The organism is Clostridium amylolyticum, from assembly GCF_900142075.1.
Lineage (GTDB): Bacteria > Bacillota > Clostridia > Clostridiales > Clostridiaceae > Clostridium_AA > Clostridium_AA amylolyticum.
In genome coordinates this window covers 41,835-65,179 of record NZ_FQZO01000013.1, presented here as the reverse complement: position 1 = coordinate 65,179, position 23,345 = coordinate 41,835, and the positions used below count along the sequence as shown (strand labels likewise).

Here is a 23,345-nt window from a genome sequence, read left to right as displayed (position 1 = left end):
AATTTACCACCATTTTTATAGTTTTCTTCTTGTCTTGCTAAAGTCCAATTATATATAAATCTTGCAGTACCTACTGATTGCCATAGTTTTTGTTCATGCTCTTTAGTTGGATATAATCTAACTTTCTTCCCCAATATCACTTTCTAACAACTCCTTAATCATTTTTTTAGCTATATTGGATCTCTTACTTTTTTAGTTTTAGTTTCAATACCTTTAATTCCTAAAAAATGATTAAGCTACTCTTGTGAATAATATCTTGTACCACCTTCTGTTATGTGGTGTGGAGTAAATGAGCCTTTCTTATGCCAATCTCTTAATGTTTGCGGAGTTTTACCTATTAAATCTGAAAATTCACCTATTGAATAATATTTCATTATTTATAACCTCAATATAATTGAAACAATAATATGATGTTATTCAATATATTTTTATAGATTTTTACAGATTTCGCTTAACTGTACATCCCCCCTTTTCAATGGTGCCAGTCACGTGACAAGTGACAAACTTAAATGCACTTATTTAAATTATAAGTAAAAATTACCTTTACTTCAATTAACATTAAATTAATATTTTGAAAAATCAAAAAATATAAGTTTATAATAAGTTAATAAACCATTAGAAATTTATTGTTCCCAATGTTATAATGTTCTATGAAACTTTACTGTAAGGTGGAATAAACATGTTCTTTATAGGAATATTCGGCATAGAAAGCAAACAAAAAGAAGTGGCTTATGTACAAGAAATAGGCTGTAAAAACTGCCCTTCTAAAGAACTAAAAATTTATAAGACTTATGATTTTTTTCATTTTTTCTTCATACCCCTATTTAAATGGAACATAGCATATTATGCTATTTGTAAAAATTGCGGAGCAGTATATGAAATTCCAAGAGAAAAGGGGGAGGGAGTAGAAAAAGGCTATAAGGATGTACTTAGCTATTGGGACTTGAAGCAATCTGAAAAAAGTGAAAGCTTTCCACAAAGATGCGGAAGTTGCGGCAGAACTGTAGAACCAAACTATCAATACTGCCCTTATTGTGGGGAAAAATTGAAATAAAATAGCATACTCCTTTGGGTATGCTATTTTGATGATGCTTATAGTATCCTTCCTATGTTTTCCCCCATTATAACTTTGGTTTCAATGCCTAAAGAAGTTTGATAGACTATATCCTTATCTATTTTTACTTTATCCTTTTTCAAGAATAGTATGGTGGTAGAACCTCCAAATTTAAAATATCCTTTTTCATCCCCTTTTTTTATCTTTTGCCCAGGGGTGTAAGTTTGAATTATGGTGCCTACGCAGGTGGCACCTACTTCTACATGTATAATCTCTCCAAAGTTTTCTGATTTGAATATGCTCCATTCACGCTTATTTTCACAAAATAGCTTAGGGATTCTTTCTAAGGCTATAGGGTTTACGGAGTAATATCTTCCTGAAATTTTCTTAGTTTCTCCGCATATTCCATCATCTACGAAGTGGAACCTATGATAATCCGTAGGGCAAAGCCTTAATATCAAGCAGGTACCCCCTTCATATTCTTTGGCAACTTTATCATCCTTTAGAAGTTCTCTTAAAGAATAGGTAAAGCCCTTTACCTGAACTATATTATCTAAATCTATATTCTCATAAGCTGAAAGCCTTCCGTCTCCAGGGGATACTAATATATTTTTATCTGTGGAAACAGGTCTGCTTTCCTTAGATAGTTTTCTTATAAAAAATTCATTAAAGTTAGAAAATTTAACAGAAGGATCTTCACAGAGAGACATATCTATATCAAAATCTTTTATAAAGGCATCAATTTTTTTAGCGCTATACTTCGAGTCACAATACCTGCCATAAAGATTTGAAAATAGCTTCTTTTTTATAAAAAGCTCTGTAAGGGACTTTCCTACAGGAGAAGTATATACCCATTTTAGATACTTATCTCCAGCTACCTTTTCGATTTCATATTCCTTGGTCTTTCTGTTATAAAATTTAATCATATCATCTCTCCATGCAATGTATTTTTAATAAACTTATGTACTGATTATATTAAAACCTTCATCAAGTTAAATTATTCTGTTTTTACATTATAATTGTAAAAAATATTTTCTGCAACTTAAAGGAAAATATTATATTAAGAAAAATAAGTCCCTTGTCATGTGCCTGGCATCTGACAAGGGACTTATTCATTTTTAGATAACTTCTGCTTTTACTTCCCTGCGTAGATCTTCTGTCTTAGGAGCACACTTTCTCTTTTTAAAGAAATCTTCCGCTATTTGAGGGAAGGAGATATAGGATAGTACATCCTCATCCCTAGTGGTTATATCCTTTAATTCCTCTTTTGTCTTTTCAAACTGTGGTTCTAAGGTGTCTGCAAATCTTGTGGTAATAGGAATTTCATTGCCTAAGGCTTTCTTCATAACCTCTGGATTTATCTCACCGGGAGCTTTTCCATACTCACCACGGCAATAAGCTTTAACTTCTTTAAGAATCATCTTATATCTTTCCCCAGTAAGCACATTTACTGTAGCCTGGGTTCCTACCATTTGGCTCATAGGAGTAACTAGTGGAGGGTATCCTAAATCTTCTCTTACCTTTGGAACCTCATTAAGCACCTCATCTAGCTTGTCTAATGAGTTCTGAGCTTTTAATTGAGATATCATATTAGAAAGCATTCCTCCAGGGATCTGATAGGTTAGCGCTTCAGGCTGAGGAGTTAACACCTTAGGATCTAACTGACCTGACTTAGTAAACTCATCCCTTACAGGTTTGAAGAAGTCATTTATTTCCTTAAGTTTTGCGGAGTTTAAGTTAGTTTCAAAACCCGCTGCCCTTAAAGCGTGGTGCATACTTTCAGTAGGTGGCTGAGAGGTACCACTGGAGAAGGAAGAAATCGCACAATCTATGCCATCTACTCCTGCCTCTGCTGCCTTTAAATAAGCCATCTCTGCTAATCCATTAGTGCAATGAGAATGAAGGTAAACAGGAAGCTTAACTTCTTCTTTTATGCTCTTAACTATATCATAAGCAGTTTGGGGCATTATAAGACCAGCCATATCTTTAATGCATATAGAATCGGCTCCCAGGCTTTCTAGCTGCTTTGCAAGCTTTGTATAATTACCTATATCATGTATAGGGCTTACGGTATAAACTATAGTGCCCTGAGCATGAGCCCCTTGCTTCTTAGTTTCATCCATAGCCACTTCAATGTTTCTATAGTCATTTAAAGCATCAAAAATCCTTATAATATCCATACCATAATTAACTGTCATCTTAATAAAATTTCTAACCACGTCATCAGGATAGTGTTTATAACCTAAAATATTTTGTCCTCTTAAAAGCATTTGAAGCTTTGTATTTTTAACCACTGTCTTAATTTTTTTTAGTCTATCCCAAGGATCTTCATTTAGATATCTTAAACAAGAGTCAAAAGTAGCTCCACCCCAGCACTCCAGTGAATAATAACCTGCTTTATCCATCTCATCTAAAACCTCTGCAAATTGATCAAAGGACATCCTTGTTGCAATCAAAGACTGATTAGCATCTCTTAAAACGGTTTCAGTTATGTTAATTTTATTCATTTAATTCACCTCTCTGAACGATGTAATCATAATGACTATATACATTATTCTAACACACAATGAAGCAATATTCACACTATTTGCAATTTAGTATGCAATTTTTAGAAAATTACTATCTTCAAAATTCTTTACACTTAAAATAACATATAATCAATAATTCATAACCATATGGCTTCCATTACATGTTGACAATAAATACACTTTGCTATAAAATTAATATTGCAATTTAATATATGTCTCCATAGTTCAATGGATAGAACAATCCCCTCCTAAGGGATAAATGTAGGTTCGATTCCTACTGGGGATACCATGCAAAAGCTACAATCGTTCATATAATGCGGTTGTGGCTTTTTTATACTTGAAATATATTTTTTATTTATTCACAAACTTAAATTAATCTTCATAATATAATTAAATATATATGACTATATATGTATAAATTATAGGTTTGATTAAAATGAATATTATTGTTGACAATACATAGATAATCATCTATATTGAGCATATAGATGATTATCTATGTAAGGAGACGATTAAATGAATTTGGACTATGGTGACAATGCAAAAATTATTAAAGCATTATCCGATGCAAGCAGATTAAAGATAATTGATATATTATCTTGTGGTGAAAGGTGTGCTTGTGAGATACTTAATCACTTTGAATTTACACAGCCAACACTATCACATCATATGAAGGTATTAATAGAGTGTGGTCTTGTAGAAGCTAGAAAAGAAGGTTTATGGAATTATTATTCACTTAATAATTCCAATTGTAATAAACTTATTTTATTTCTTATGAATCTTATAACAGATACAGATGATTGTATTTGTAAAGATAAATCTAAATGTGAATGTAAATAAATAAGATTAGGAGTGAATGAATATGAGTAAAATTGAAATTTTCGATCCAGCAATGTGCTGTTCCACAGGTGTTTGTGGACCATCAATAGATAAGGAGCTTTTAAGAGTTTCTATTACTATAAACAACTTTACTAAAAAGGGAGTAGAAATAGTTAGACATAATTTAACTTCAGAACCTCAGGCTTTTGTAGATAATAAAAAGGTAAATGAACTTTTAAATTCAGAAGGAGTAGATGTACTTCCTATAACTTTCGTTGATGGAGAACTTGTTAAAACTAAATCTCATTTAACTAATGCTGAGTTTGCAAAGTATTCAGGACTTTCAAAAGAAACTATAGCTGAAATAGCTTTAAATAAAGATAAAAAAGAAGGTAATTGTTGCTGTAAGGGTGGATGTTGTTAATATTTTAAGGGCATAAGCTATGCCCTTTTTATATATCTTAAATACAGAATGCAGTGCATATTTCAAAAAATAACTGGTTTGTATTAGGAGTTAAGCATCTATAATATGGGAAACTTTGAGAAAGAAGGGATACAATATGGATAGATTATTTAATCCAGAAGAATTGAATTTAACTAAGTATTTATTTTTTACTGGAAAGGGTGGAGTAGGAAAGACTTCAACAGCTTGTGCTACAGCAATCTCTTTAGCGGATAAGGGTAAAAAAATTATGCTTGTTAGTACTGATCCAGCATCAAACCTTCAGGATGTGTTTAATACAGAACTAAATAACAAGGGAGTACCTATAAAAGGAGTTCCTAATTTAGTGGTAGCAAACTTTGAACCAGAAAAGGCTGCTGGTGAATATAGAGAAACTGTATTAGCTCCTTATAGAGGAAAGCTTCCAGAAGTAGTTTTAAAAAATATGGAGGAGCAGCTTTCAGGCTCATGTACAGTTGAGATTGCTGCATTTAATGAATTTTCAATTTTCATAACAGATGAAAAAACCTCACAAGAATATGATCATATAATCTTCGATACAGCGCCAACAGGTCACACGCTAAGAATGTTGCAGCTACCCTCAGCATGGAGCAATTTTATTAGCGAAAGTACACATGGGGCATCATGTTTAGGTCAACTTTCAGGACTTGAAAGTAAAAAAGAGGTTTATAAGAATGCAGTAAGTACTTTAGCTGATAAAGAAAAAACTACACTTATACTTGTATCTCGTCCTGAAATATCCCCTTTAAAAGAAGCTGAAAGAGCTTCTAAAGAACTTCAAGATATAGGCGTAAATAATCAAATTTTAGTTATCAATGGTGTACTTGAAGAACATGAAGATTATCTTTCTGATTCTATATATAAGAAGCAACAAAAGGCGTTAATGGATATTCCAGAAGCACTTAAAACTATTGAAACCTTTAAAATTCCACTAAGACCTTATAACGTTACAGGATTAGAAAATGTTAGGGCATTTTTAAAAGATAGCAATATTAAATATAATAATGAAAAACTAAGTGTTAATAATATGTCTAAACTAAATGATATAATAGAAAATTTATATAATACACATAAGAAAGTAATATTTACAATGGGTAAAGGTGGAGTAGGTAAAACTACAGTAGCAGCCGCAATAGCAGTGGGGTTAGCTAAAAAGGGAAAAAAGGTACATTTGACAACGACAGATCCAGCGGCTCATTTAAAGTTTGTATTAGACGAAGGACATGGGATTACATTAAGTCATATAGATGAAAAAGAAGAACTTGAAAAGTATAAGGAAGAAGTATTAAGCAAAGCAAGAGAAACTATGAGTGAAGATGATATTTCTTATGTTGAGGAAGATTTAAGATCACCTTGTACTCAAGAAATTGCTGTATTTAGAGCCTTTGCAGATATAGTAGAAAGATCAGAAAATGAGGTTGTAGTTATTGATACAGCACCAACAGGACATACTTTACTTCTTTTAGATTCCACTCAAAGTTATAATAGAGAAATTCAGCGTTCACAAGGTGATATTCCAGAATCAGTTAGGAATCTTTTACCCAAGCTTAGAGATGAAGATGAAACAGAAGTTATCATTGTAACCCTTGCAGAAACTACTCCGGTATATGAGGCCATGAGACTACAAAGTGACTTAAATAGAGCTGGAATTCATAGTAAGTGGTGGGTTATTAATTCAAGCTTTTATGCAGTAGATACAGCTAATGAGATTTTAAAAGTAAAAGCAAGCAACGAGATTCAGTGGATTAATAAAGTAAATGAAATATCTAAAGGTAATTTTGCACTTATTGAGTGGATACCTGAAGAGGTTAAGGAAGAGAAACTTAACGATTTAATAAAATAAAAGCAACTTCTCTAATAACAATATGGAAACATTTCTGATTCCCTTTACTATTTTTTTGTGTATAGGTTAGGGCGCCGCCAGCATTTTAGATAAAACTACTCTAAGCCATTTTATGGATTATTAATATTTAATGGTAAGCGATATAAGAAATAACGTATTGAAAAAACAAAGCCCGCTTATTGCGGGCTAACGTTACCTTTAGATCTTATTTTGCAGAACTCAGGTAGACATTTTTTAAGTTCCAAAATATATTAAATAATTTTTATTAGTTTTCTATTTTTCTTTTAAAGGTTACTACATTAGTATATATATTAGGCATCCATCCTTTTCCATTATGAGGTGGTTGTAAGATACCTACAAGTTCCCAACCTTCTGTTCCATAATTATTAAGCTCTTTTTGTAATTCCATAGGATCTTTTAAACTTTTGAATTTTTCAATTTCTATGACTTTATATTCCCATTTCATATAAGTATCCTCCTTATAATTTTCATTTTTAAAGCAATTTAATCTTATTCCAAGCTATTAGGCTTACTATCTAAATCTAGCACATAATATATAGCATTCTGTGGACACTGACTTTGACACTTTGTACATTGCCAGATACATTCTTCTGAATATGACACTATTGTTTTTCCTATAGATGTATCAAAAACATTTTCAGCACAAACATCAATACATATTTTACAATTATTACACTGTTCTATATCAATTTCTGGATACCAATTTGTTGACATCTAGACCTCCTTTCAATTACTATACTTCATAAATTATATATCCTTATATGAATATATTCGATTTTAATCATATGATGGCTTAAAAAAATACTTGTCAATAAATTAAAATAAGAAATATTCTTATCAGAATATATTTACTATATTATGCTTACTATATATTTATTGATATATAGTAAGCATAATATTTTTATAAATATTTTTTTATTTCTTCTGCAGTTGGAACTCTCCCCATTATTTTTACTTTTTCATCAACTACAAGTGCAGGTGTTTTCATTACTCCATAGGACATTATATCTTTAAAGTCTGTTACTTTCTCAATAGTAGCATCGAGCCCTAATGCTTCTACTGCTTTTCTTGTGTTTTCCTCTAGCTTTTTACAGTTTGTACAGCCTGAACCTAAAACTTTAATTAACATAATCTATTCCTCCCTTAATAATTATATAAAAATATATGAAAATACATTAAATAGATAACCGATTATAACTATACCTATTGACACTATAGCTACAAATATTGTAAGTAATTTAGGCTTTACAACTTTACTTAGCATAATTATAGATGGAAGGGATAAGGCTGTCACAGCCATCATAAAAGACAATACTGTTCCAATTCCTACACCTTTTCCAAACAAAGCTTCTGCTATTGGTATTGTCCCAAATATATCTGCATACATTGGTATGCCTACTGCGGTAGCTAATAATACAGCAAATGGATTATTATCACCTATAATCTTTTCTATAATAGATTGAGGAATCCAATTGTGAATTGCAGCTCCGATTCCAACTCCAATCAATACATATATCCATACCTTATTTACAATATCTCTAACTTGGCTTTTTGAGTAAGATATTCTTTCTTCTCTTGTCATTTCAATAAAGTCAACGTCAGGGCTCTGCATTTCTAGCACATAGCCTTCAATATATTTTTCCATTTTTAGTTTATCAATTATTGTTCCTCCTACAACAGCTAAAATTATACCTACTACTACATAGGCTATAGCAATTTTAGCTCCAAAGAAAGACATTAATATTAATAGAGAGCCTATATCCACCAGTGGTGAAGATATTAAAAAAGAAAAAGTAATTCCTAAGGGCAATCCAGCAGATGTAAATCCTATAAATATAGGTATACTAGAGCAGCTGCAAAAGGGTGTAATTGTTCCAAGCAATGCACCAAGTATATTTCCTTTTATACCTTTTATTCCTCCTAGTATTTTTTTAGTTCTTTCTGGAGGAAAGTAACTTTGTATATAAGATATAATAAAAATTAGCACTGATAACAATATAAAAATCTTTATTGTATCATACATAAAGAAATGTATACTACCTCCTAGCTTTTCATTAATAGGAAGTCTAAATACTTTCTCTACTAGCAATCGTACAAGTTCTGAAAGCCAAGACATTTTCAATATTTGATCATTAAGCCAAGTAAATATATTCATTTAAAACACCCCATCCTATTATCTATGTAGAATATATACGTATTTCTATAATCTTCTTTTACATGCTTCTAAGTATTTCTCTGTGCTATTTATATTTTTAATATCATTTTTAATAACTGGATAATCTTCTACATTCTCAGCGATTCCTTGTAATATGTCTTTAAATAGCTCATTTTCAATAGTTAAATAATAGTATATAAACTGTTCTTGCCTTTCATCTTTTACAAAGCCCATATCTCTAAGCTTTCCAAGATGCTTCGAAACCTTTGGTTGAGACTCGTTCATTATACCGCACATTTCACAAACACATAACTTTTTATGATAGAGCAGTATTAAAATTCTTAGCCGTGTTTCATCAGAGAGTAGCTTAAAGAAATTAGTTAAGTTATTCATTGTTTAATACTTCCTTTCTCCTATTATACTTCATATATTCCTATATACTCATATGGGTATATATTCATAATATGCTTGAAATTTATATTTGTCAATTATTTATTAGTATTTATTAAAAGAAAAAAGTCAGCATAAACTGACTTTTTCTTCGCATATTATTTATTTTCTTCACTAGGAAACCATTGTCTTGTCCTATTTGCTATTTTAACAAGGGTTAGCATTATAGGAACTTCTGTTAACACGCCTACTACCGTTGCTAAAGCTGCACCTGATTTCAATCCAAATAATGAAATTGCTACAGCTACAGAAAGTTCAAAGAAATTACTTGCTCCAATCATACCTGCAGGAGCTGCAACACTATGCGGTAGCTTCCAAGCTTTTGACCATCCATAAGCAATGGCAAATATTAAGAAGGTCTGTATAGTTAATGGAATTGCTATTAATAATATGTGTACAGGGTTATTGATTATAATTTCACCTTGGAAGGAGAAAATGATAACTAAAGTAAGAAGTAACCCTATTATAGTTACATTATCAAATTTTTTTAAAAATACATTGTTAAAATAATCTTTACCTCTATTTTTTATGATGCTCCTTCTTGTTAAATACCCAGCAGTAAGTGGTATTACAACAAAAAGTATGGTTGATAAAATAAGTGTACCATAAGGTACTGTTACATCACTTACTCCTAATAAAAAGGCTACAATAGGAGTAAATGCGATTAATATAATTAAATCATTAATTGCTACTTGAACTAAGGTATACCCAGCATCCCCTTTAGTTAAATAGCTCCAAACAAACACCATTGCTGTACAAGGTGCTGCTCCTAAAAGAACTGCTCCTGCTAAATAATCCGTAGCAAGATTTTCAGGTATAAAGGCTTTGAATACAACCTTTAAAAAGAAAGCTGCAATTAAATACATAGTAAAAGGCTTTATAAGCCAATTAGTAACGCAGGTAACTATAAGTCCTTTTGGTTTTTTAGTAGCACTTACTATACTTGTAAAGTCAATTTTAAGCATCATGGGATATATCATAAGCCAAATTAGAACCGCTACAGGTATAGAGACATTATAGTATTCAAACTTATTCAAAGTTTCAGGAATTATAGGTATAAATTGTCCAATAAGAATACCTACTATAATACATAATGCTACCCATACAGTTAGATATCTTTCAAAGAAACCAAGTCCTTTACCTTCTTTTCTATTTTCTGCTGTCATTTTTAATCCCCCTATAGAATAATTTTGCTATTTTTAATTCTTTCCGCTAAATCCTTAACCTTTTCTTCAATGATTTTAGCTGTTGTTATAAACTCTTCATCACTTTTTCCAGTAGGATCTTCTAAGCCCCAATCTTCTTCGTGCTTTGAGGGTAAAAACGGACAAACAACATTACAGCCCATTTTTACTACAATATCAACTTCAGGTATATCTGTGAGAAGTTTTGAATACTGTGTTTCATTCATGTCTACCTTATAGAATTCTTTAATAACTCTAACTGCATCCTGGTTTATCTGTGATCTTAATTCTGTTCCAGCAGAATAAGCTTCAAAGACTTCAGAAGCAAATAGTTTACTTAATGCTTCAGCCATCTGTGATCTACAAGAATTATGAACACATATAAAAGCTACCTTTGGTTTCATACTTAATCGCTCCCTTTTACTAATTTAAAGTACTTAATTAAAGCATAATTTCCCATCTTTTAATTCGTCACAAGTTAAGCCACTAGCTCTATATCTTTTTAGTCTTTCATTATCTTTTTTATAGTACTTTGACTCCATTGTATTCTTTTGAATAACTTCCTTAATGAAATGATATTCTCTCATAGTATCCTCATTTAATTTATAATAAACATACTTGGCTACTTTTCTGTAATCTAATATCTTAGCATTTGTTAATTTATTTAAGTGTCTTGATGCATTAGATTGATTGATACCTAATATTACTTCTATCTCACATACACACAATTCCCCATCTTTAAGTATATTGAGTATTCTCATACGTGTTTCATCGCCAAGTGCTTTTATAACTTGCATTAAGTTCATCATTAAACCTCCTCACATGCATATATTCGCTTTTAATCATATGATATCTAAAAAAAATATCTCTGTCAATGTAACTTATTCTTTTTTTTCTTAAGACTCTAATCATTCTTATATGTTTCATTAATCATTATATTAATTTATTTTCAACTAGTTCATAATAATTAAAAATTTTATATATAATTACATACGTTATTTAATAGCTTTAAAATTTGCTTTTTCATAGATGCAAGTATGTAATTATAGGTGTTCATTGTAACCATTATAGATTTATGACTGAATCTTTCAGATATGAATTTTATTTTTTCACCTTTAAGTAATTATATAGTTGCATGAGTATGTCTTGTTATAGCATTGAATACAAATAATTTGAAATAGTTAAAAATAATGGAAGGGAAAATAGAATTTTTATTGAATTAATATTGTATGCATACATATTAATAATATGGAGGTGGTGTTACCAATGAAAAAACTGTTACCTAGCCTTTTACTCAGCTTTTTTTCTTTTCCACTAGGTGACTTATTAAGGTTTATATATTTTCATATATTACCTAGTTATGGAAGTGCAGAAATAGCCTTACTTTCTATAGTTATTTCTTTAAATGTAATATCATTGATCTATGCTCTCTACATTTTAACTACAACTAAGAAATCAAATTAAGTGAATAGTATAGCTAAAGAGTACTTTACCAAATTCCATAATTATAAATATATTTGAGTAGCATTATATCTATTTATACTGCGTGTACTTATTTGCAATTATGGTATCTTATATTTAAAAGCAACGGAGGTTTAATATGAATTGGATTATTATTAGAATCTTTCTGTTCTTAGGATTTGCTGTTTCTCTTTACACAGCCATAAATAAAAATAGTTCTTTCTACAATAGAAAAAGCTTTTATGATAAAGATATGAGCTATAAAGAAGGTTTAGTAGATTTTAATCGTTTTAAGTCTTTTGCTGTAGCTATAATATTTTTGATGATGTTTCTATTTAGTTTTATTAAATAATGGCAGCCATATGAGTTATAACTTATTGAAAGTTCATAACCCATATGGCTGCTATTGCGTAAATAAGTGTATGTTTACAATAATAACTTATGGCCAAATTATAATAACAAATTAATTTGATTATTTATTGTTTTTTCGGCAGCTCTTTAGACTTTAGTTTTTTTAAAAATTTAGGCCCTCATAAAATTGTGAATAAAAAATTATATAAATATTACTTTTGATTTAAATTATACCTTAAGTTACAATATAAGTAAAAGGAGCTTTATGTATATTAACTAAGGGGGATGATTGAATGAAAAAGAAAATTAGAATTACACCTTTAGAGATTGTCTTGATAATTATAGAGTTGATTATTTTAAGTGCCTTAATTGTAAGCACAAGAGTGTATTTTAAAGGAAATATTCAAAATATAATTGCTTCCATTGTTTCAATCTTAATATCCACATACCTAACTATAGTTAATAGAAAAAAACTATTTATGCCATACTTTCTTATAGAAAATAATTTATTTCTAATGGTTTTACTTGGAGCAAGTTTTAATAACGATAATAGTTTGGAACCTTCTACATTTAAATTTAGATTGATTACAGCTGGGATAGTTGTAATATTATATACATTAAACTATAAAGTATATGATAAAGTATATATAAATGAGTAGTTATCTTTATTATAAAACCTTAAAAATTCATTTTATTATAACTTAGTTTTTCAATCTAATATAATATATAGAAAGCCTAAACTATAATCCTAAATTTTTACAATGTTATTGTAATATAGAAATTGTTATGGAGGGATGGGTTTTATGGATAAAACAAATATAATGGCATTTGCGGGAACAATATTAGGTTTATTATCAATTATTATATATATAAATGATAAATTCGAAAAAAAGATTAATAATCTTCAGAAGGAAATTGAAGAACTGAAAAAATAAATGAAGAACTAGGCAACAGTTTTTAGCTGATACCTAGTCTTTTTTAGGTAAATCCATCTAAAGCTAAGAATTACTTGATATGATATAATAGTCAAGAATTTATTAGAGAGGTGATGACTATGAAGATACATAAAAGTACCGTTTGGGATGTTTTAAGGATTGCCTTGCCTGCTGTGGGTGAGATGATATTATATATGATGATTGGCGTATTTGATACCATGATGGTAGGGCAGTATGGAGGAAATTTGGCTGTAAGCAGCGTAGGTCTTAGCAGTGAAATTATTTATACTTTCTCTAATATATTGGTGTCCAATGGTATTTCCATAGGAGTAGCCTCCTTAGTTGCCAGGAAAATTGGGGCAGGTAAAAAAGAGTTAGCTGAGGAGTATGCTACCTTAGGTTTTTTATCTACGGCTATTATATCCATAATAGTTTGGGCAGTGTTGTTTTCCACCTCTTCTATAATATTTAGACTCATTGGAGCGGAAGAGAAGATAGTAAGCTTAGCTTCTCCATATATGAAAATTGCTTCCATAGGCATTGCTTTTAATATGCTTATGAATAGTCTTAATGCAGGTTTAAGGGGATATGGAAACACTAAAACCCCATTAATTGCTTCAGTGATAATAAATGTAGTAAATATATTTTTAGATTATTCACTTATATTTGGAAAGTTCGGTATGCCTTCTCTAGGGGCTAGAGGAGCAGCTATAGCAACTAGCATAGCCCAAGTCTTAGGATTTATTTTTATAGCTATTTATATGTATAAGTACTCTAAAATAAAGGTAAAGCTAAAATATATTAAGGATATAGATTACTCTATGGTTAAAAGCCTTATGAAGCTTTCTATTCCTTCTTCCTTTCAAGAGGGAGCTTTCAGTATAAGCAGGCTTTTAAGCAACTTTTTTATAGTATCTTTAGGAAGTGTAGCTTTTGCAGCCAATCAAATAACCACTTCCATAGAATCCATATCTTTTATGCCAGGATGGGGCTTTGCGGTGGCTGCTACCACCTTAGTAGGACATAAAATAGGAGAAAAAAATTATAAAAAAGCCAAGGAATATGCTTACTGTTCTATATTACTGGCAACCTTAGTTATGCTTATTTGTTCAGTGCTGTTTTTAGCTATACCTAGAACTTTATTTTCTTTATATATAGGTGCAGGAGAAGAAAAAGTTATAAGCGAAGGGGTACTTTGTCTTATGGTTGCCTCCATTGAACAGCCTTTTATGGCTATTTCTATGGTAGCTGGAGGAGTTTTGAAGGGCTCTGGAGATACTAAAACACCTTTTAAGGTTTCTGTTATTTCCAGCTGGATAGTAAGACTTCCTTTAATGTTTATAGTTATTTATGTTTTAAAATTGTCTGTAGTTTATGTTTGGATAATAACCACCATTCAATGGATAATTGATGGAAGCATCATATTTATTTTATTTAGAAGAAGGTTTAATGAGATAGAATCCTTATAAATGGAGTATTATTTTAAAGCATAATAAAATAAAAAATATAAAATTACTTTAAAGCTTTCATACAAATTTGTATGAAAGTTATTTTATTAGTTTTAAGAAAAATATAAAAAGGAATTTAGCAATTTATATAGAACTTAATACATGTATAATTTTCCAAATAATTCAATTAGAAGGGTGTTATTTACATCTAGTTTTAGATAAGCTGGCAGGAGGCTATGCATGTATATTAAAAAAGGGTTATTATTAGTCCTATTATTATTTATAGTACCTTTCTCAACTAGTTGTAACAGGAATCAAATATCAAAATCTAAAGAAAACCTACCTAGGAATGTTCAAGTCTCCTTAGAAAATAAACAAGAAATAGAAAACCTTCATAGAGAGTTTCATATTAGCGATATAACAAACTTATTATTAGCAGATAGTAATAAATATTTTATACCTTACTTTTTTAGAAATGGGTATTACTATGGGGTAAATGGAGAAGAGGGCAATGAGATAATAAGAATAGATAAGGATGATAATAAGGAGGTCCTTTTGAGACCAAGTGATGCTAATAAGGGTATTGTTAACTTTAAGTTATATGATAATTTTATTATTTGGATAGAGGTAGATAAAAACTACTTTAAAAATCCCTTACCTGGTTTTAAATGGAGTTTGAATATAATAGATACTAATACACAAAATAGAAAGGAAATAGAAGCTAGTAAAAATATTGAAGAAAATAAGTTAAAAGAATACTATAAAACCTATTATTATTTTCCTTCAGATATTAGCGTTTCAAATGGCAAGGTAGTTTACTCTAATTTTGATCTTAATGATAATAATAAAATATTTCAAGGCGTAAAATATTATGACATATATTCTAATTCAAAAAAGCTAGTGGATAGCAGAATAAAAGTAGATGGCTTTTTTAGTGCACCCTACATACAAGATGATGAAATAGTCTATAGCTATTCTATTTTTAGAGGAAACTCTATATTAACAGATAGTAAGGTATATGCATACAGCTTGGTGGATAATAAGATTACAGAATTACCAGGAAATCAATATATTAATCCTAAAATATCATCAAATTTTATAATTGCAGAGGAAAGAAATGATGGAGATGTTAATGGCGGAAGAGTAGCAGTATATAATTTGAAAACTAAGTATTGGACAGAAATTTATAATTATAAAATAGCACAGGCACCTACAGATATGAAAAAAAGTTTCTGTATGGAAAAAGTTAGCGTAGCAGATAACATAGTTTTTATTTCAGCAAATATATCTTCAATTATAATAGGTTATGATCTTACCAATAAGTCATATTCAATCATTGACTCCGTGGAAAAGTTGGAAGTTAATGATATTAATATAATATGCTCTGATAGTAAATCTATCATGTGGATTAAAGATGAAGCTGATAAGCCAGGAAAATCTAAAATTAATATTAAATTATTGGAATTTAGATAAAATAGGGAATGTGAATATATAACATTAATTTAGGGAGTATCCACTTGATTTACAAAATCTATGGGTACTCCCCTTATACCTAATAAATAAGGTTGAAAACTCTTATAAAATTTATCGTGCACACATTTAATCAAGTTATAATAATATCTATTTTTCCCTCCATATGGTTGAGGTACTAAATGGGCGTAATCCAATACTGTAATAGAACTGCTGTGAGGAGCCTACTAAAGCCGTCTTTGCTCCAAGTTCTCCAACACGTCGAATTCCTTCTAAAACTACAGCCTTGCCTAATCCCATCTTGCGATATTGAGGATCTGTTGCTACTGGTTCTATTACTGCATAACCAGCTTCTGGGTCATACCACATTCCGCAATATGCAGCAAAATTTCCGTCTGGAGCAACTGCAGCAACCTTTAAATTTAAATCAACATTTGGACGAATCATCTCTTCTTTACATGCTAATTCTTTTTCATTTGAAAATTGGAAATCTCCTTCACCGTCCAATTCGTGGTTAAACCCTTTCCATAATACACGTAAATATTGATAAGGATCAAAAGTTTCCTTCATGGTAGTAATATGAAATCCATCTGGTAAAGAGTATTCTGTAGATGTTTTATCCAAATAAAAAATTGCATCGCTTTCCTTCTGGCAAGTAGCAATAAACCCTAGATTAGCTGCAATATCTTGAAATTTCAAATCAGTGTCTGAAATAACAACACCAAATTTTTCATCCTTAGAAAGATTGTCTTTTGCATATAGTAACATGTCTTTTTTTAAATAACTATATTCTGGCAGAGTTAAACAAAATGCATCTCCTAATTGGCAATCATAAGTTGCTACTCCTACTATTTGTTTATCATCTTCCCATATACCAATTTTGCCAACAGCAGACTTATCTAAGTATCCATGTGTTGCCATCCAATCCCATCTTGTATAAGTAAATTCTGCATAGCCTAATCTAATAAAAAAATCCCTTACTTTATGATAGTCTTCTGTAATACCTGGTTGTTTTGTATAATTTCTAAACTGTATTGGCATAGATACCCCCCCTTTACTACTAGTATATACTTTTATGAATATGGCATATATTCCAACTTTATATATAATCATTCTATACCTATAATGAAAAAAGGGCCTTGAAATATTCAAGCCCTAATATTTTCACTTTTTATATAAAATTTTACGCACCGTATCATATGCTAATCCGTATTCATGACATATTTGCTCTATACTATAACCATTTTTATAGTGACTTTTCATCTCTTTATTTCTATTTTCAAAATAAATTTTAGAGCCATTTTTTTCTCCCCATTTTATATGCTCATCACCACTTGGTATATATAGAATTTCACCTCTTATATGTTTTTGAATTTCCATTAGCAAATATTCTGGTAACACTTCTGCTGCATTTAAATATTTCACAATATCCACTCCCTGTTTATTAGCTTATAAACAAAGTGCAGAGTTCAGCAGATAGTAAATCTATTACTCCCATACAGAAATAGTATTACTATACTTTACTCTGCATGGGATAAATCTTGATCAAGGCTGTTTCTCAATATAATTCTTCTTAACATTTAATCTTCACTCTCTAAAGTAGTTAACAGTAATAAATACACTTGACTAATGTCTGATATTACAAAATATATAATCAATCTTCTTTTTCCATTTATTTATAACTTTCAAGGTTAATACTTATATAACGATTGTACCATATTATTACATAGTATAGAATAACATCCTTTTGCTTATAATTTACTTCTAAACCCTAGGGATATAGCTGCTTGATTGATGATAATAATTTTTATAGCTTTTATCTTGAAAATAGGTTGACTTTTCCAAACAACCACGATAAAATTAATTTAACGATAAAAATATTTTAACGTTAAATTAATTTTAATGGGGGGTAATTTTATGAAGGTTATGGAAAAGTCAGCTGTTTTAAAGCTTTTAAAGCAAAAGGAGTATGCAAAGTTATTAGTTGCTAACTCTATTTCTAGATTTGGAGATTCCATTGATGCCATTGCTTTTAGTTGGATGGTATATATCCTCACTGGTTCTGAACTTTTACTAGGGGCAACCTTTGCTCTTAACGCTCTTCCAAATCTGTTGTTTGGAGCCTTTACTGGGGTTTTAGCAGATAGGTTTGATAAGAAAAAGATTGTAATTTTAAGTTTTTTAGGAAGAGGAATAGCTGTTACAATAATTGGTCTTTTATATTTTACAGGCAAACTTGCATTATGGCATATATTTGCCTTAACTGTGGTAAACTCAACCCTAGAAATACTAATGTCTCCAGCGGTGATTTCTATGCTTCCTAAGCTTATAGATAAAGATAGTTATACTTCTGCCAATTCTTTATCAGCATCCATATATAAATTTACAGAGCTTATAGGTACTGCCATAGCCGGTATCATAATAGCTAAGTTAGGCATTACTGGAGCTTTATTAATAGATGCTGGTACTTTTTTCTGTGCTGCAGGTATAATTTATCTTATAAAATATGCTCCAGAAGAGCTGGAAAAAGTAAAGTTAAATGTGAAAAGTACTTTTGAAGATATTAAAGAAGGTTTCTCATATTTAAAGCTTAATAAAATAGTATTAATATCTATGATATTATTTGCTATAATAAACTTTTGTTTATCTCCTATTAGTGTTTTGCTTCCCATATTTTCAAACAAAATTTTAAAGGGAGGGCCTGAGGTGTTAAGCCTTATAAGCATTAGTTTGTCCGTAGGTACTATACTAGGAGGACTAGTGGTGGCTCATATAGGAGATAAAATACAGGGATACAAGCTTTTGATAGGAGCTGCTTTTATCTTTGGGTTATCCTATTCCTTCTTATACATGCCAGGAAATATCATAGCTTCAAGAGAGCTATCCTTAATAGCTACTGCCATAGGTTTTGGCCTTATGGGGTTAATGATTCCAGCTATGACTGCACCTATAAGCACTTATGTATTAGTTAATACAGATAAAAAGGTTTTAGGAAGAGTTAGTGGTATAATGTCCTTAGTAAGCACAGGAATTATTCCTTTAGGTGCAGCCCTTACAGGTGCTGTAGCCCAGTATTTTTCAGCTTCCTTGATATTCCTAATAATGGGTGCTATAATTATTTTGACTTCCTTGGGATTACTATTTAACAACAATTTAAAAACTGCTTAAGGATGGTAAAATGGAAAATACAAAAGTTTTAAAGACCACAGAAGAAATAAAAGCAATATCAGATCCTTATAGATTTAAAATCATCACTACCTTCGCATATTTCAATGATGGAGCTACTGCTACCCAAATTGCTGAAAAGCTGGGAGAAGTACCTTCTAAGGTTTATTATCATATTAAAAAACTGGAGAAGGTAGGCATAGTTTCCGTGGTAGATACTGAAATTATAAATGGTATAGTTGCCAAGTATTATAAGCCTACAGCGGAGTCCTTTACCATACAAGCTGAAGAGGAAGACGTCCCTAATCCTTTCTTTAAAAGTGAAACGGAAAAAATGCTTAAAAGCGTTTATAATGAATCTCTTTCTAAGCTTAGTGAAGTTATTGAAGGCAAGAGCGCTGCTGAGGATCCTATGGTGTCTTCTGCCAATGAGATATATGTAACTCCAGAAGAGGTAGAGGAGCTTAAAAAAATATTTTCAAAGCTTAAGTCTAAAAAGGAAAAAAGAGAAGGCGCTAAGAGAACCCATATGCTATTGACCATAGTGCAATTTAATGAGGATAAGGAATAATAAAGAGGTTATTTAAAAGGAGAATTTAAGCTTCTTTTAAATAACCTTTTGCAATATAATATAGAATAATTAAATAATGAGATTACTAAATGAAAATTTGAGCATAAATAAATATATAGATTTTCTTTCAATATTAATTAATAGAAAATAAATTAAAAAATAAAAAATTATGGTATAATAAAATATCGATAAAATAAAATTTAATCATAAAGTTTATAGGAGTGTGGTTTTTTTGGAACCTAGTAGTACGTGGGAGATCGTAGCGCTTATTATTTTACTTGGATTTTCGGCATTCTTTTCAATGTCAGAAACTGCTTTGATGTCACTTAGCAAGATTAGGATAAGGCATATGGTAGAGGAGAATGTTAAGAATGCAGCTTTAGTAGAAAAATTAGTAGAAAACCCACATAGGCTTTTAGGAAGCATTTTAGTAGGAAATAACGTGGCAAACATTGGAGCTTCAGCTCTTGCAACCTCCATAACCTACAAGAACTTTGGAAACAAAGGGGTAGCCATAGCAACTGGTATTATGACAGTATTAGTTCTTATATTTGGGGAAATTACTCCAAAATCTTTAGCAGCTCAGAATTCTGAAAGGATTTCATTAAAGGTAAGTAGACCCATTTCCTTTATTGTTTTTTTGCTTAAGCCTTTAGTGACAGTATTTACTTATATTTCTGGCATGTTTATAAAATTATTTGGTGGAAACCCTAATGTTACACAGCCTTTCATCACTCAAGAAGAGCTTAAAACCATGGTAGATGTCAGCGAGGAAGAAGGGGTTCTTGAGATTGAAGAGAAGCAGATGATTTATAATGTATTTGAATTTGGAGATTTGCAGGTTAAGGATGTAATGGTTCAAAGGGTAGATGTAATAGCCTTGGACACAGAAGCCTCTTATGAGGAAATACTTCATGTAATTAAAACAGAACAATTCTCTAGAATACCTATTTATAATGAAACCATAGATGATATAGTAGGTATTTTATATGTAAAAGATTTAATTTTAATGGGTATTCCAGAAGATGACTTTGATGTGACAAAGATTATGCGTGAACCCTACTATACCTTTGAATTTAAAAAAATCACAGATCTTTTTTCAGAAATGAAAAAAACCAGAAATCATATATCTGTGGTACTAGATGAATATGGTGGAACCGTAGGAATAGTTACCATAGAGGATTTAGTAGAAGAGATCGTTGGTGAAATAGACGACGAGTATGATGATGAAGAAGATAAAGAAATTGAAGTGATAAAAGAAGATGAATATATAGTATCAGGAAGTACGAGGATACCGGATCTTAATGATATGATAGGAATAAATATTGAATCCGAAGAATTTGATTCCGTAGGAGGGTTTGTTATTGGACAGCTTGGAAGATTTCCTGAAAAGTCCGAAGAAATCCAATATCAGAACATTAAATTCATAGTAGAGGATATAGATAAAAATAGAATAAAGAAGGTAAGAATATTTACCTAAAAATTTCAGCTGCAGCGATGCAGCTTATTATTTTTATAAAGGTGATAATATGGATTTTATGAAAGAAGCGCTAATGGAAGCAAGAAAGGCTTTAATGCTAGATGAAGTGCCAGTAGGAGCTATAATAGTTAAAGACAACAAAATAATAAGCAGAGCACATAATTTAAGGGAAACCCTTAATTCTCCCTTGGCTCATGCTGAGGTTCTAGCTATAAAAGATGCCTCGGAAAAGCTTAATAGTTGGAGATTAACAGGCTGCAAACTTTATGTAACCTTAGAACCTTGTATAATGTGTGCTGGAGCCATAGCTCAAGCTAGAATATCTGAAGTATATATAGGTACCATAGACCCTGCTGCAGGTGCCTGTGGCTCTATATTAAATATACTCCAAAATGATAATCTTAACCTTCATACAAAAACTCATTGGTTATATAATGAAGAATGCAGCCAGCTGCTTAAAGATTTTTTTAAATGGAAAAGAAAATAATTATTTGCTTTTTAAAATTTTGTACTCATTAGGTATAGCAGGTATTATCATAGCTACTAATAAGCAACTTACTACCTTGTCTATAAAGTTTTCTAAAAGTCTAGTAGTAAAAAACGCTTGAAATAGTTTCATTCCTGTATTTCTCATGAAAGTAACTAATATGTCTTGGCCAGAGCCCACTACTCCCCCATAAAGGATAACACCTATAGGTGAGCCTATTAATGGAGCTACTACAGCTAGGATTAAGCCTGTAACTATGGCAGTCTTTAATTTGAAACCATATTTTTTGGCTATATAACCTACTATTATTCCTACCGCCATATTAACTAGGAAGAAAGGAATGTTTTTAGGGTTTCCTGATAATATGGGGCTTAATATATTACTTAAAGATCCTACGGCTGCTCCATACCAAGGTCCGTATAGGGATGCTATTAATATGGTTCCTATGGTATCTAAAAATAAAAAGGTTATGTTAAGTTTTGAAGTTATGGTACCTAACACTATGTTTAAAGCTATGGCAAAAGCAGAGATGGTTAAAATAAAAATCTTTTTGTTTCTCATGATTTCCTCCTAAATATATGAATTCACTTTAAATTTTATATGCACTGCCATAATAAGTTAAATACAAATATTTGATAGACAAGCTTTCTTCTATTGGAAATAATTATATATGTTAAGTAAATAAAAATATTATTATATAATGTATGTTAAATAGTTCTTATACTAGGTTAATATGAATTGCAAAGGTAAAGTTCCGGATCCACAGCTAAAGGTGCCATGATATCATGCTTTTAGAAGGTTAATTACAAAGATAAAGCATCAGCTACATGAGAAAAGTATTAAGAAATTATTTATATAGATGAAAAAAGAATAAACTTTAGTGTAAATATAATGGAAGAAATCAATGAGGTGAAATATGAATAGAGGAAAGAGGCTTGTTTTAACCAGCCATTGTATACTTAACCAAAATAGTGTAGTAAGTCCTCTTGCAAGAGCAAAAGGGCCTTTTTATATAGTTAATATGTTAGTAGAAAAAGGAATAGGGATAATTCAGCTGCCTTGCCCTGAATTTAAATATTTAGGCTTAGGTAGAAAACCTATGAGTAAAGAAGAATATGATGTACCAGAATACCGGGAGTTATGCAAAAAGCTGTTTCAGCCATTTATGGAGGATTTAAGGGAATATTTAAAAAATGGTTATGAAATATTAGGAATAATAGGAGTAAAGGAAAGTCCTACCTGCAGTATTTCAGGAAATAGAGGTATATTCATGGAAGAGATATTTAAAGCTTTGAAAGAAGAAGATATAAAGCTAAATTATTTTGAAATTCCTCCCACAGAATTAGATAACCAGTGGGAAGAAATTATAGAGGATGTAAAGAAAAAACTAAATATATAACCACTAGTCTGATAAAATATTTAGATATTTTACCAGACTTTTTTATTATATTTACAGTTTG

General features: G+C 30.6%; 29 protein-coding genes, 1 tRNA gene and 1 pseudogene. 16 read left to right on the top strand and 15 right to left on the bottom strand.

The features are described 5' to 3' along the window. Positions 1–140: helix-turn-helix domain-containing protein (locus BUA82_RS19475; RefSeq protein ID WP_178140787.1), on the bottom strand; the 140-nt coding region annotated here is incomplete at its 3' end. Between the two features lie 99 nt (positions 141–239). Next, positions 240–374 (bottom strand): annotated as a pseudogene (locus tag BUA82_RS19470) (helix-turn-helix domain-containing protein); the annotation flags it as partial. A 305-nt stretch (positions 375–679) separates the two neighbouring features. On the opposite strand from BUA82_RS19470, the gene BUA82_RS19465 reads away from it, so the two are divergent. Continuing rightward, entirely contained in the window at positions 680–1,054 is a 375-nt protein-coding gene (locus BUA82_RS19465) for a zinc-ribbon domain-containing protein (RefSeq protein ID WP_073012577.1), read from the top strand. A gap of 38 nt (positions 1,055–1,092) precedes the next feature. Here BUA82_RS19465 and BUA82_RS19460 read toward each other — a convergent pair whose 3' ends face one another. Both BUA82_RS19460 and BUA82_RS19455 read right to left on the bottom strand, forming a co-directional pair. Further along, positions 1,093–1,980 (bottom strand): phosphatidylserine decarboxylase, encoded by an 888-nt coding sequence (locus tag BUA82_RS19460; RefSeq protein WP_073012574.1) that lies wholly within the window; start codon positions 1,978–1,980, stop codon positions 1,093–1,095. 192 nt (positions 1,981–2,172) lie between these two features. Beyond that, complete coding sequence (locus tag BUA82_RS19455) at positions 2,173–3,561, bottom strand: oxaloacetate decarboxylase subunit alpha (RefSeq protein ID WP_073012571.1); 1,389 nt, start codon at positions 3,559–3,561, stop codon at positions 2,173–2,175. Positions 3,562–3,796: 235 nt separating this feature from the next. Between BUA82_RS19455 and BUA82_RS19450 the strand changes: the two genes are divergently transcribed. The 4 genes from BUA82_RS19450 (at position 3,797) to arsA (ending at position 6,707) form a co-directional block, all read left to right on the top strand. Beyond that, positions 3,797–3,871: transfer RNA gene (locus BUA82_RS19450), tRNA-Arg, on the top strand. Between the two features lie 227 nt (positions 3,872–4,098). Then, positions 4,099–4,422, top strand: coding sequence for an ArsR/SmtB family transcription factor (locus BUA82_RS19445; protein ID WP_073012568.1), 324 nt, complete (start codon positions 4,099–4,101; stop codon positions 4,420–4,422). A 22-nt stretch (positions 4,423–4,444) separates the two neighbouring features. Continuing rightward, positions 4,445–4,825 carry an arsenite efflux transporter metallochaperone ArsD gene (arsD, locus tag BUA82_RS19440; protein WP_073012565.1) on the top strand — a complete coding sequence of 127 codons (381 nt, stop codon included), beginning with the start codon at positions 4,445–4,447 and terminating at the stop codon, positions 4,823–4,825. Positions 4,826–4,961: 136 nt separating this feature from the next. Beyond that, positions 4,962–6,707: an arsenical pump-driving ATPase gene (gene arsA / locus BUA82_RS19435; RefSeq protein WP_073012562.1), complete on the top strand. Its 1,746-nt coding sequence runs from the start codon at positions 4,962–4,964 to the stop codon at positions 6,705–6,707. Between the two features lie 265 nt (positions 6,708–6,972). Here the strand turns inward: arsA and BUA82_RS19430 are convergent, their stop codons facing one another. The 8 genes from BUA82_RS19430 to BUA82_RS19395 all read right to left on the bottom strand — a co-directional run bounded on the left by BUA82_RS19430 (position 6,973) and on the right by BUA82_RS19395 (position 11,323). Further along, positions 6,973–7,173 carry a DUF4177 domain-containing protein gene (locus tag BUA82_RS19430; protein ID WP_073012559.1) on the bottom strand — a complete coding sequence of 67 codons (201 nt, stop codon included), beginning with the start codon at positions 7,171–7,173 and terminating at the stop codon, positions 6,973–6,975. A 44-nt stretch (positions 7,174–7,217) separates the two neighbouring features. Beyond that, on the bottom strand, positions 7,218–7,442 hold the full coding sequence (locus tag BUA82_RS19425) for a 4Fe-4S dicluster domain-containing protein (protein WP_073012555.1): 225 nt from the start codon (positions 7,440–7,442) through the stop codon (positions 7,218–7,220). 187 nt (positions 7,443–7,629) lie between these two features. Next, positions 7,630–7,857, bottom strand: coding sequence for a thioredoxin family protein (locus BUA82_RS19420; RefSeq protein WP_073012551.1), 228 nt, complete (start codon positions 7,855–7,857; stop codon positions 7,630–7,632). 21 nt (positions 7,858–7,878) lie between these two features. Continuing rightward, positions 7,879–8,883, bottom strand: a complete 1,005-nt coding sequence (locus BUA82_RS19415; protein WP_073012548.1) for a permease — start codon at positions 8,881–8,883, stop codon at positions 7,879–7,881. A gap of 45 nt (positions 8,884–8,928) precedes the next feature. Beyond that, on the bottom strand, positions 8,929–9,276 hold the full coding sequence (locus tag BUA82_RS19410; RefSeq protein ID WP_073012545.1) for an ArsR/SmtB family transcription factor: 348 nt from the start codon (positions 9,274–9,276) through the stop codon (positions 8,929–8,931). A gap of 155 nt (positions 9,277–9,431) precedes the next feature. Next, on the bottom strand, positions 9,432–10,499 hold the full coding sequence (arsB, locus tag BUA82_RS19405) for an ACR3 family arsenite efflux transporter (protein ID WP_073012542.1): 1,068 nt from the start codon (positions 10,497–10,499) through the stop codon (positions 9,432–9,434). 11 nt (positions 10,500–10,510) lie between these two features. Beyond that, positions 10,511–10,921 carry an arsenate reductase ArsC gene (locus BUA82_RS19400; RefSeq protein ID WP_073012539.1) on the bottom strand — a complete coding sequence of 137 codons (411 nt, stop codon included), beginning with the start codon at positions 10,919–10,921 and terminating at the stop codon, positions 10,511–10,513. Positions 10,922–10,954: 33 nt separating this feature from the next. Next, positions 10,955–11,323: an ArsR/SmtB family transcription factor gene (locus tag BUA82_RS19395; protein ID WP_073012536.1), complete on the bottom strand. Its 369-nt coding sequence runs from the start codon at positions 11,321–11,323 to the stop codon at positions 10,955–10,957. Between the two features lie 460 nt (positions 11,324–11,783). On the opposite strand from BUA82_RS19395, the gene BUA82_RS19390 reads away from it, so the two are divergent. From BUA82_RS19390 to BUA82_RS19370, 6 genes are all read left to right on the top strand, one after another. After that, the gene (locus BUA82_RS19390; protein ID WP_073012533.1) at positions 11,784–11,981 is read left to right on the top strand and encodes a hypothetical protein; all 198 of its coding nucleotides are present in this window, start codon (positions 11,784–11,786) and stop codon (positions 11,979–11,981) included. A gap of 136 nt (positions 11,982–12,117) precedes the next feature. Further along, positions 12,118–12,330 (top strand): hypothetical protein, encoded by a 213-nt coding sequence (locus BUA82_RS19385; RefSeq protein ID WP_073012530.1) that lies wholly within the window; start codon positions 12,118–12,120, stop codon positions 12,328–12,330. 292 nt (positions 12,331–12,622) lie between these two features. Further along, positions 12,623–12,988: a hypothetical protein gene (locus BUA82_RS19380; RefSeq protein WP_073012519.1), complete on the top strand. Its 366-nt coding sequence runs from the start codon at positions 12,623–12,625 to the stop codon at positions 12,986–12,988. A 144-nt stretch (positions 12,989–13,132) separates the two neighbouring features. After that, entirely contained in the window at positions 13,133–13,264 is a 132-nt protein-coding gene (locus BUA82_RS21160) for a hypothetical protein (RefSeq protein ID WP_278321600.1), read from the top strand. 119 nt (positions 13,265–13,383) lie between these two features. Then, positions 13,384–14,733, top strand: coding sequence for an MATE family efflux transporter (locus BUA82_RS19375; protein WP_073012516.1), 1,350 nt, complete (start codon positions 13,384–13,386; stop codon positions 14,731–14,733). A 219-nt stretch (positions 14,734–14,952) separates the two neighbouring features. After that, positions 14,953–16,185, top strand: coding sequence for a hypothetical protein (locus BUA82_RS19370; RefSeq protein WP_073012513.1), 1,233 nt, complete (start codon positions 14,953–14,955; stop codon positions 16,183–16,185). A 147-nt stretch (positions 16,186–16,332) separates the two neighbouring features. Here BUA82_RS19370 and BUA82_RS19365 read toward each other — a convergent pair whose 3' ends face one another. Both BUA82_RS19365 and BUA82_RS19360 read right to left on the bottom strand, forming a co-directional pair. Beyond that, a complete protein-coding gene (locus BUA82_RS19365) occupies positions 16,333–17,295 on the bottom strand; it encodes a GNAT family N-acetyltransferase (protein WP_083600041.1) in 963 nt (320 codons plus the stop codon). Positions 17,296–17,346: 51 nt separating this feature from the next. After that, positions 17,347–17,607: a CD3324 family protein gene (locus tag BUA82_RS19360; protein ID WP_073012507.1), complete on the bottom strand. Its 261-nt coding sequence runs from the start codon at positions 17,605–17,607 to the stop codon at positions 17,347–17,349. 492 nt (positions 17,608–18,099) lie between these two features. On the opposite strand from BUA82_RS19360, the gene BUA82_RS19355 reads away from it, so the two are divergent. The 4 genes from BUA82_RS19355 to BUA82_RS19340 all read left to right on the top strand — a co-directional run bounded on the left by BUA82_RS19355 (position 18,100) and on the right by BUA82_RS19340 (position 21,885). Continuing rightward, positions 18,100–19,350 carry an MFS transporter gene (locus BUA82_RS19355; RefSeq protein ID WP_073012504.1) on the top strand — a complete coding sequence of 417 codons (1,251 nt, stop codon included), beginning with the start codon at positions 18,100–18,102 and terminating at the stop codon, positions 19,348–19,350. Between the two features lie 10 nt (positions 19,351–19,360). Further along, positions 19,361–19,918 (top strand): helix-turn-helix domain-containing protein, encoded by a 558-nt coding sequence (locus BUA82_RS19350; RefSeq protein WP_073012501.1) that lies wholly within the window; start codon positions 19,361–19,363, stop codon positions 19,916–19,918. Positions 19,919–20,150: 232 nt separating this feature from the next. After that, entirely contained in the window at positions 20,151–21,398 is a 1,248-nt protein-coding gene (locus tag BUA82_RS19345; protein ID WP_073012499.1) for an HlyC/CorC family transporter, read from the top strand. A gap of 49 nt (positions 21,399–21,447) precedes the next feature. Further along, complete coding sequence (locus tag BUA82_RS19340) at positions 21,448–21,885, top strand: nucleoside deaminase (RefSeq protein WP_073012497.1); 438 nt, start codon at positions 21,448–21,450, stop codon at positions 21,883–21,885. On the opposite strand, the gene BUA82_RS19335 is transcribed toward BUA82_RS19340, so the two are convergent. Further along, a complete protein-coding gene (locus BUA82_RS19335; RefSeq protein WP_073012493.1) occupies positions 21,886–22,446 on the bottom strand; it encodes a CD3073 family putative ECF transporter S component in 561 nt (186 codons plus the stop codon). A 355-nt stretch (positions 22,447–22,801) separates the two neighbouring features. On the opposite strand from BUA82_RS19335, the gene BUA82_RS19330 reads away from it, so the two are divergent. After that, a complete protein-coding gene (locus tag BUA82_RS19330) occupies positions 22,802–23,284 on the top strand; it encodes a CD3072 family TudS-related putative desulfidase (RefSeq protein ID WP_073012491.1) in 483 nt (160 codons plus the stop codon). The last annotated feature ends 61 nt before the right edge of the window (positions 23,285–23,345 follow it).

Coding starts and splice junctions, on each gene's coding strand:
- BUA82_RS19465 (WP_073012577.1), top strand. CDS start 680: ATGTTCTTTATAGGAATATTCGGCATAGAAAGCAAACAAAAAGAAGTG.
- BUA82_RS19460 (WP_073012574.1), bottom strand. CDS start 1,980: ATGATTAAATTTTATAACAGAAAGACCAAGGAATATGAAATCGAAAAG.
- BUA82_RS19455 (WP_073012571.1), bottom strand. CDS start 3,561: ATGAATAAAATTAACATAACTGAAACCGTTTTAAGAGATGCTAATCAG.
- BUA82_RS19445 (WP_073012568.1), top strand. CDS start 4,099: ATGAATTTGGACTATGGTGACAATGCAAAAATTATTAAAGCATTATCC.
- arsD (WP_073012565.1), top strand. CDS start 4,445: ATGAGTAAAATTGAAATTTTCGATCCAGCAATGTGCTGTTCCACAGGT.
- arsA (WP_073012562.1), top strand. CDS start 4,962: ATGGATAGATTATTTAATCCAGAAGAATTGAATTTAACTAAGTATTTA.
- BUA82_RS19430 (WP_073012559.1), bottom strand. CDS start 7,173: ATGAAATGGGAATATAAAGTCATAGAAATTGAAAAATTCAAAAGTTTA.
- BUA82_RS19425 (WP_073012555.1), bottom strand. CDS start 7,442: ATGTCAACAAATTGGTATCCAGAAATTGATATAGAACAGTGTAATAAT.
- BUA82_RS19420 (WP_073012551.1), bottom strand. CDS start 7,857: ATGTTAATTAAAGTTTTAGGTTCAGGCTGTACAAACTGTAAAAAGCTA.
- BUA82_RS19415 (WP_073012548.1), bottom strand. CDS start 8,883: ATGAATATATTTACTTGGCTTAATGATCAAATATTGAAAATGTCTTGG.
- BUA82_RS19410 (WP_073012545.1), bottom strand. CDS start 9,276: ATGAATAACTTAACTAATTTCTTTAAGCTACTCTCTGATGAAACACGG.
- arsB (WP_073012542.1), bottom strand. CDS start 10,499: ATGACAGCAGAAAATAGAAAAGAAGGTAAAGGACTTGGTTTCTTTGAA.
- BUA82_RS19400 (WP_073012539.1), bottom strand. CDS start 10,921: ATGAAACCAAAGGTAGCTTTTATATGTGTTCATAATTCTTGTAGATCA.
- BUA82_RS19395 (WP_073012536.1), bottom strand. CDS start 11,323: ATGAACTTAATGCAAGTTATAAAAGCACTTGGCGATGAAACACGTATG.
- BUA82_RS19390 (WP_073012533.1), top strand. CDS start 11,784: ATGAAAAAACTGTTACCTAGCCTTTTACTCAGCTTTTTTTCTTTTCCA.
- BUA82_RS19385 (WP_073012530.1), top strand. CDS start 12,118: ATGAATTGGATTATTATTAGAATCTTTCTGTTCTTAGGATTTGCTGTT.
- BUA82_RS19380 (WP_073012519.1), top strand. CDS start 12,623: ATGAAAAAGAAAATTAGAATTACACCTTTAGAGATTGTCTTGATAATT.
- BUA82_RS21160 (WP_278321600.1), top strand. CDS start 13,133: ATGGATAAAACAAATATAATGGCATTTGCGGGAACAATATTAGGTTTA.
- BUA82_RS19375 (WP_073012516.1), top strand. CDS start 13,384: ATGAAGATACATAAAAGTACCGTTTGGGATGTTTTAAGGATTGCCTTG.
- BUA82_RS19370 (WP_073012513.1), top strand. CDS start 14,953: ATGTATATTAAAAAAGGGTTATTATTAGTCCTATTATTATTTATAGTA.
- BUA82_RS19365 (WP_083600041.1), bottom strand. CDS start 17,295: ATGATTATATATAAAGTTGGAATATATGCCATATTCATAAAAGTATAT.
- BUA82_RS19355 (WP_073012504.1), top strand. CDS start 18,100: ATGAAGGTTATGGAAAAGTCAGCTGTTTTAAAGCTTTTAAAGCAAAAG.
- BUA82_RS19350 (WP_073012501.1), top strand. CDS start 19,361: ATGGAAAATACAAAAGTTTTAAAGACCACAGAAGAAATAAAAGCAATA.
- BUA82_RS19340 (WP_073012497.1), top strand. CDS start 21,448: ATGGATTTTATGAAAGAAGCGCTAATGGAAGCAAGAAAGGCTTTAATG.
- BUA82_RS19335 (WP_073012493.1), bottom strand. CDS start 22,446: ATGAGAAACAAAAAGATTTTTATTTTAACCATCTCTGCTTTTGCCATA.
- BUA82_RS19330 (WP_073012491.1), top strand. CDS start 22,802: ATGAATAGAGGAAAGAGGCTTGTTTTAACCAGCCATTGTATACTTAAC.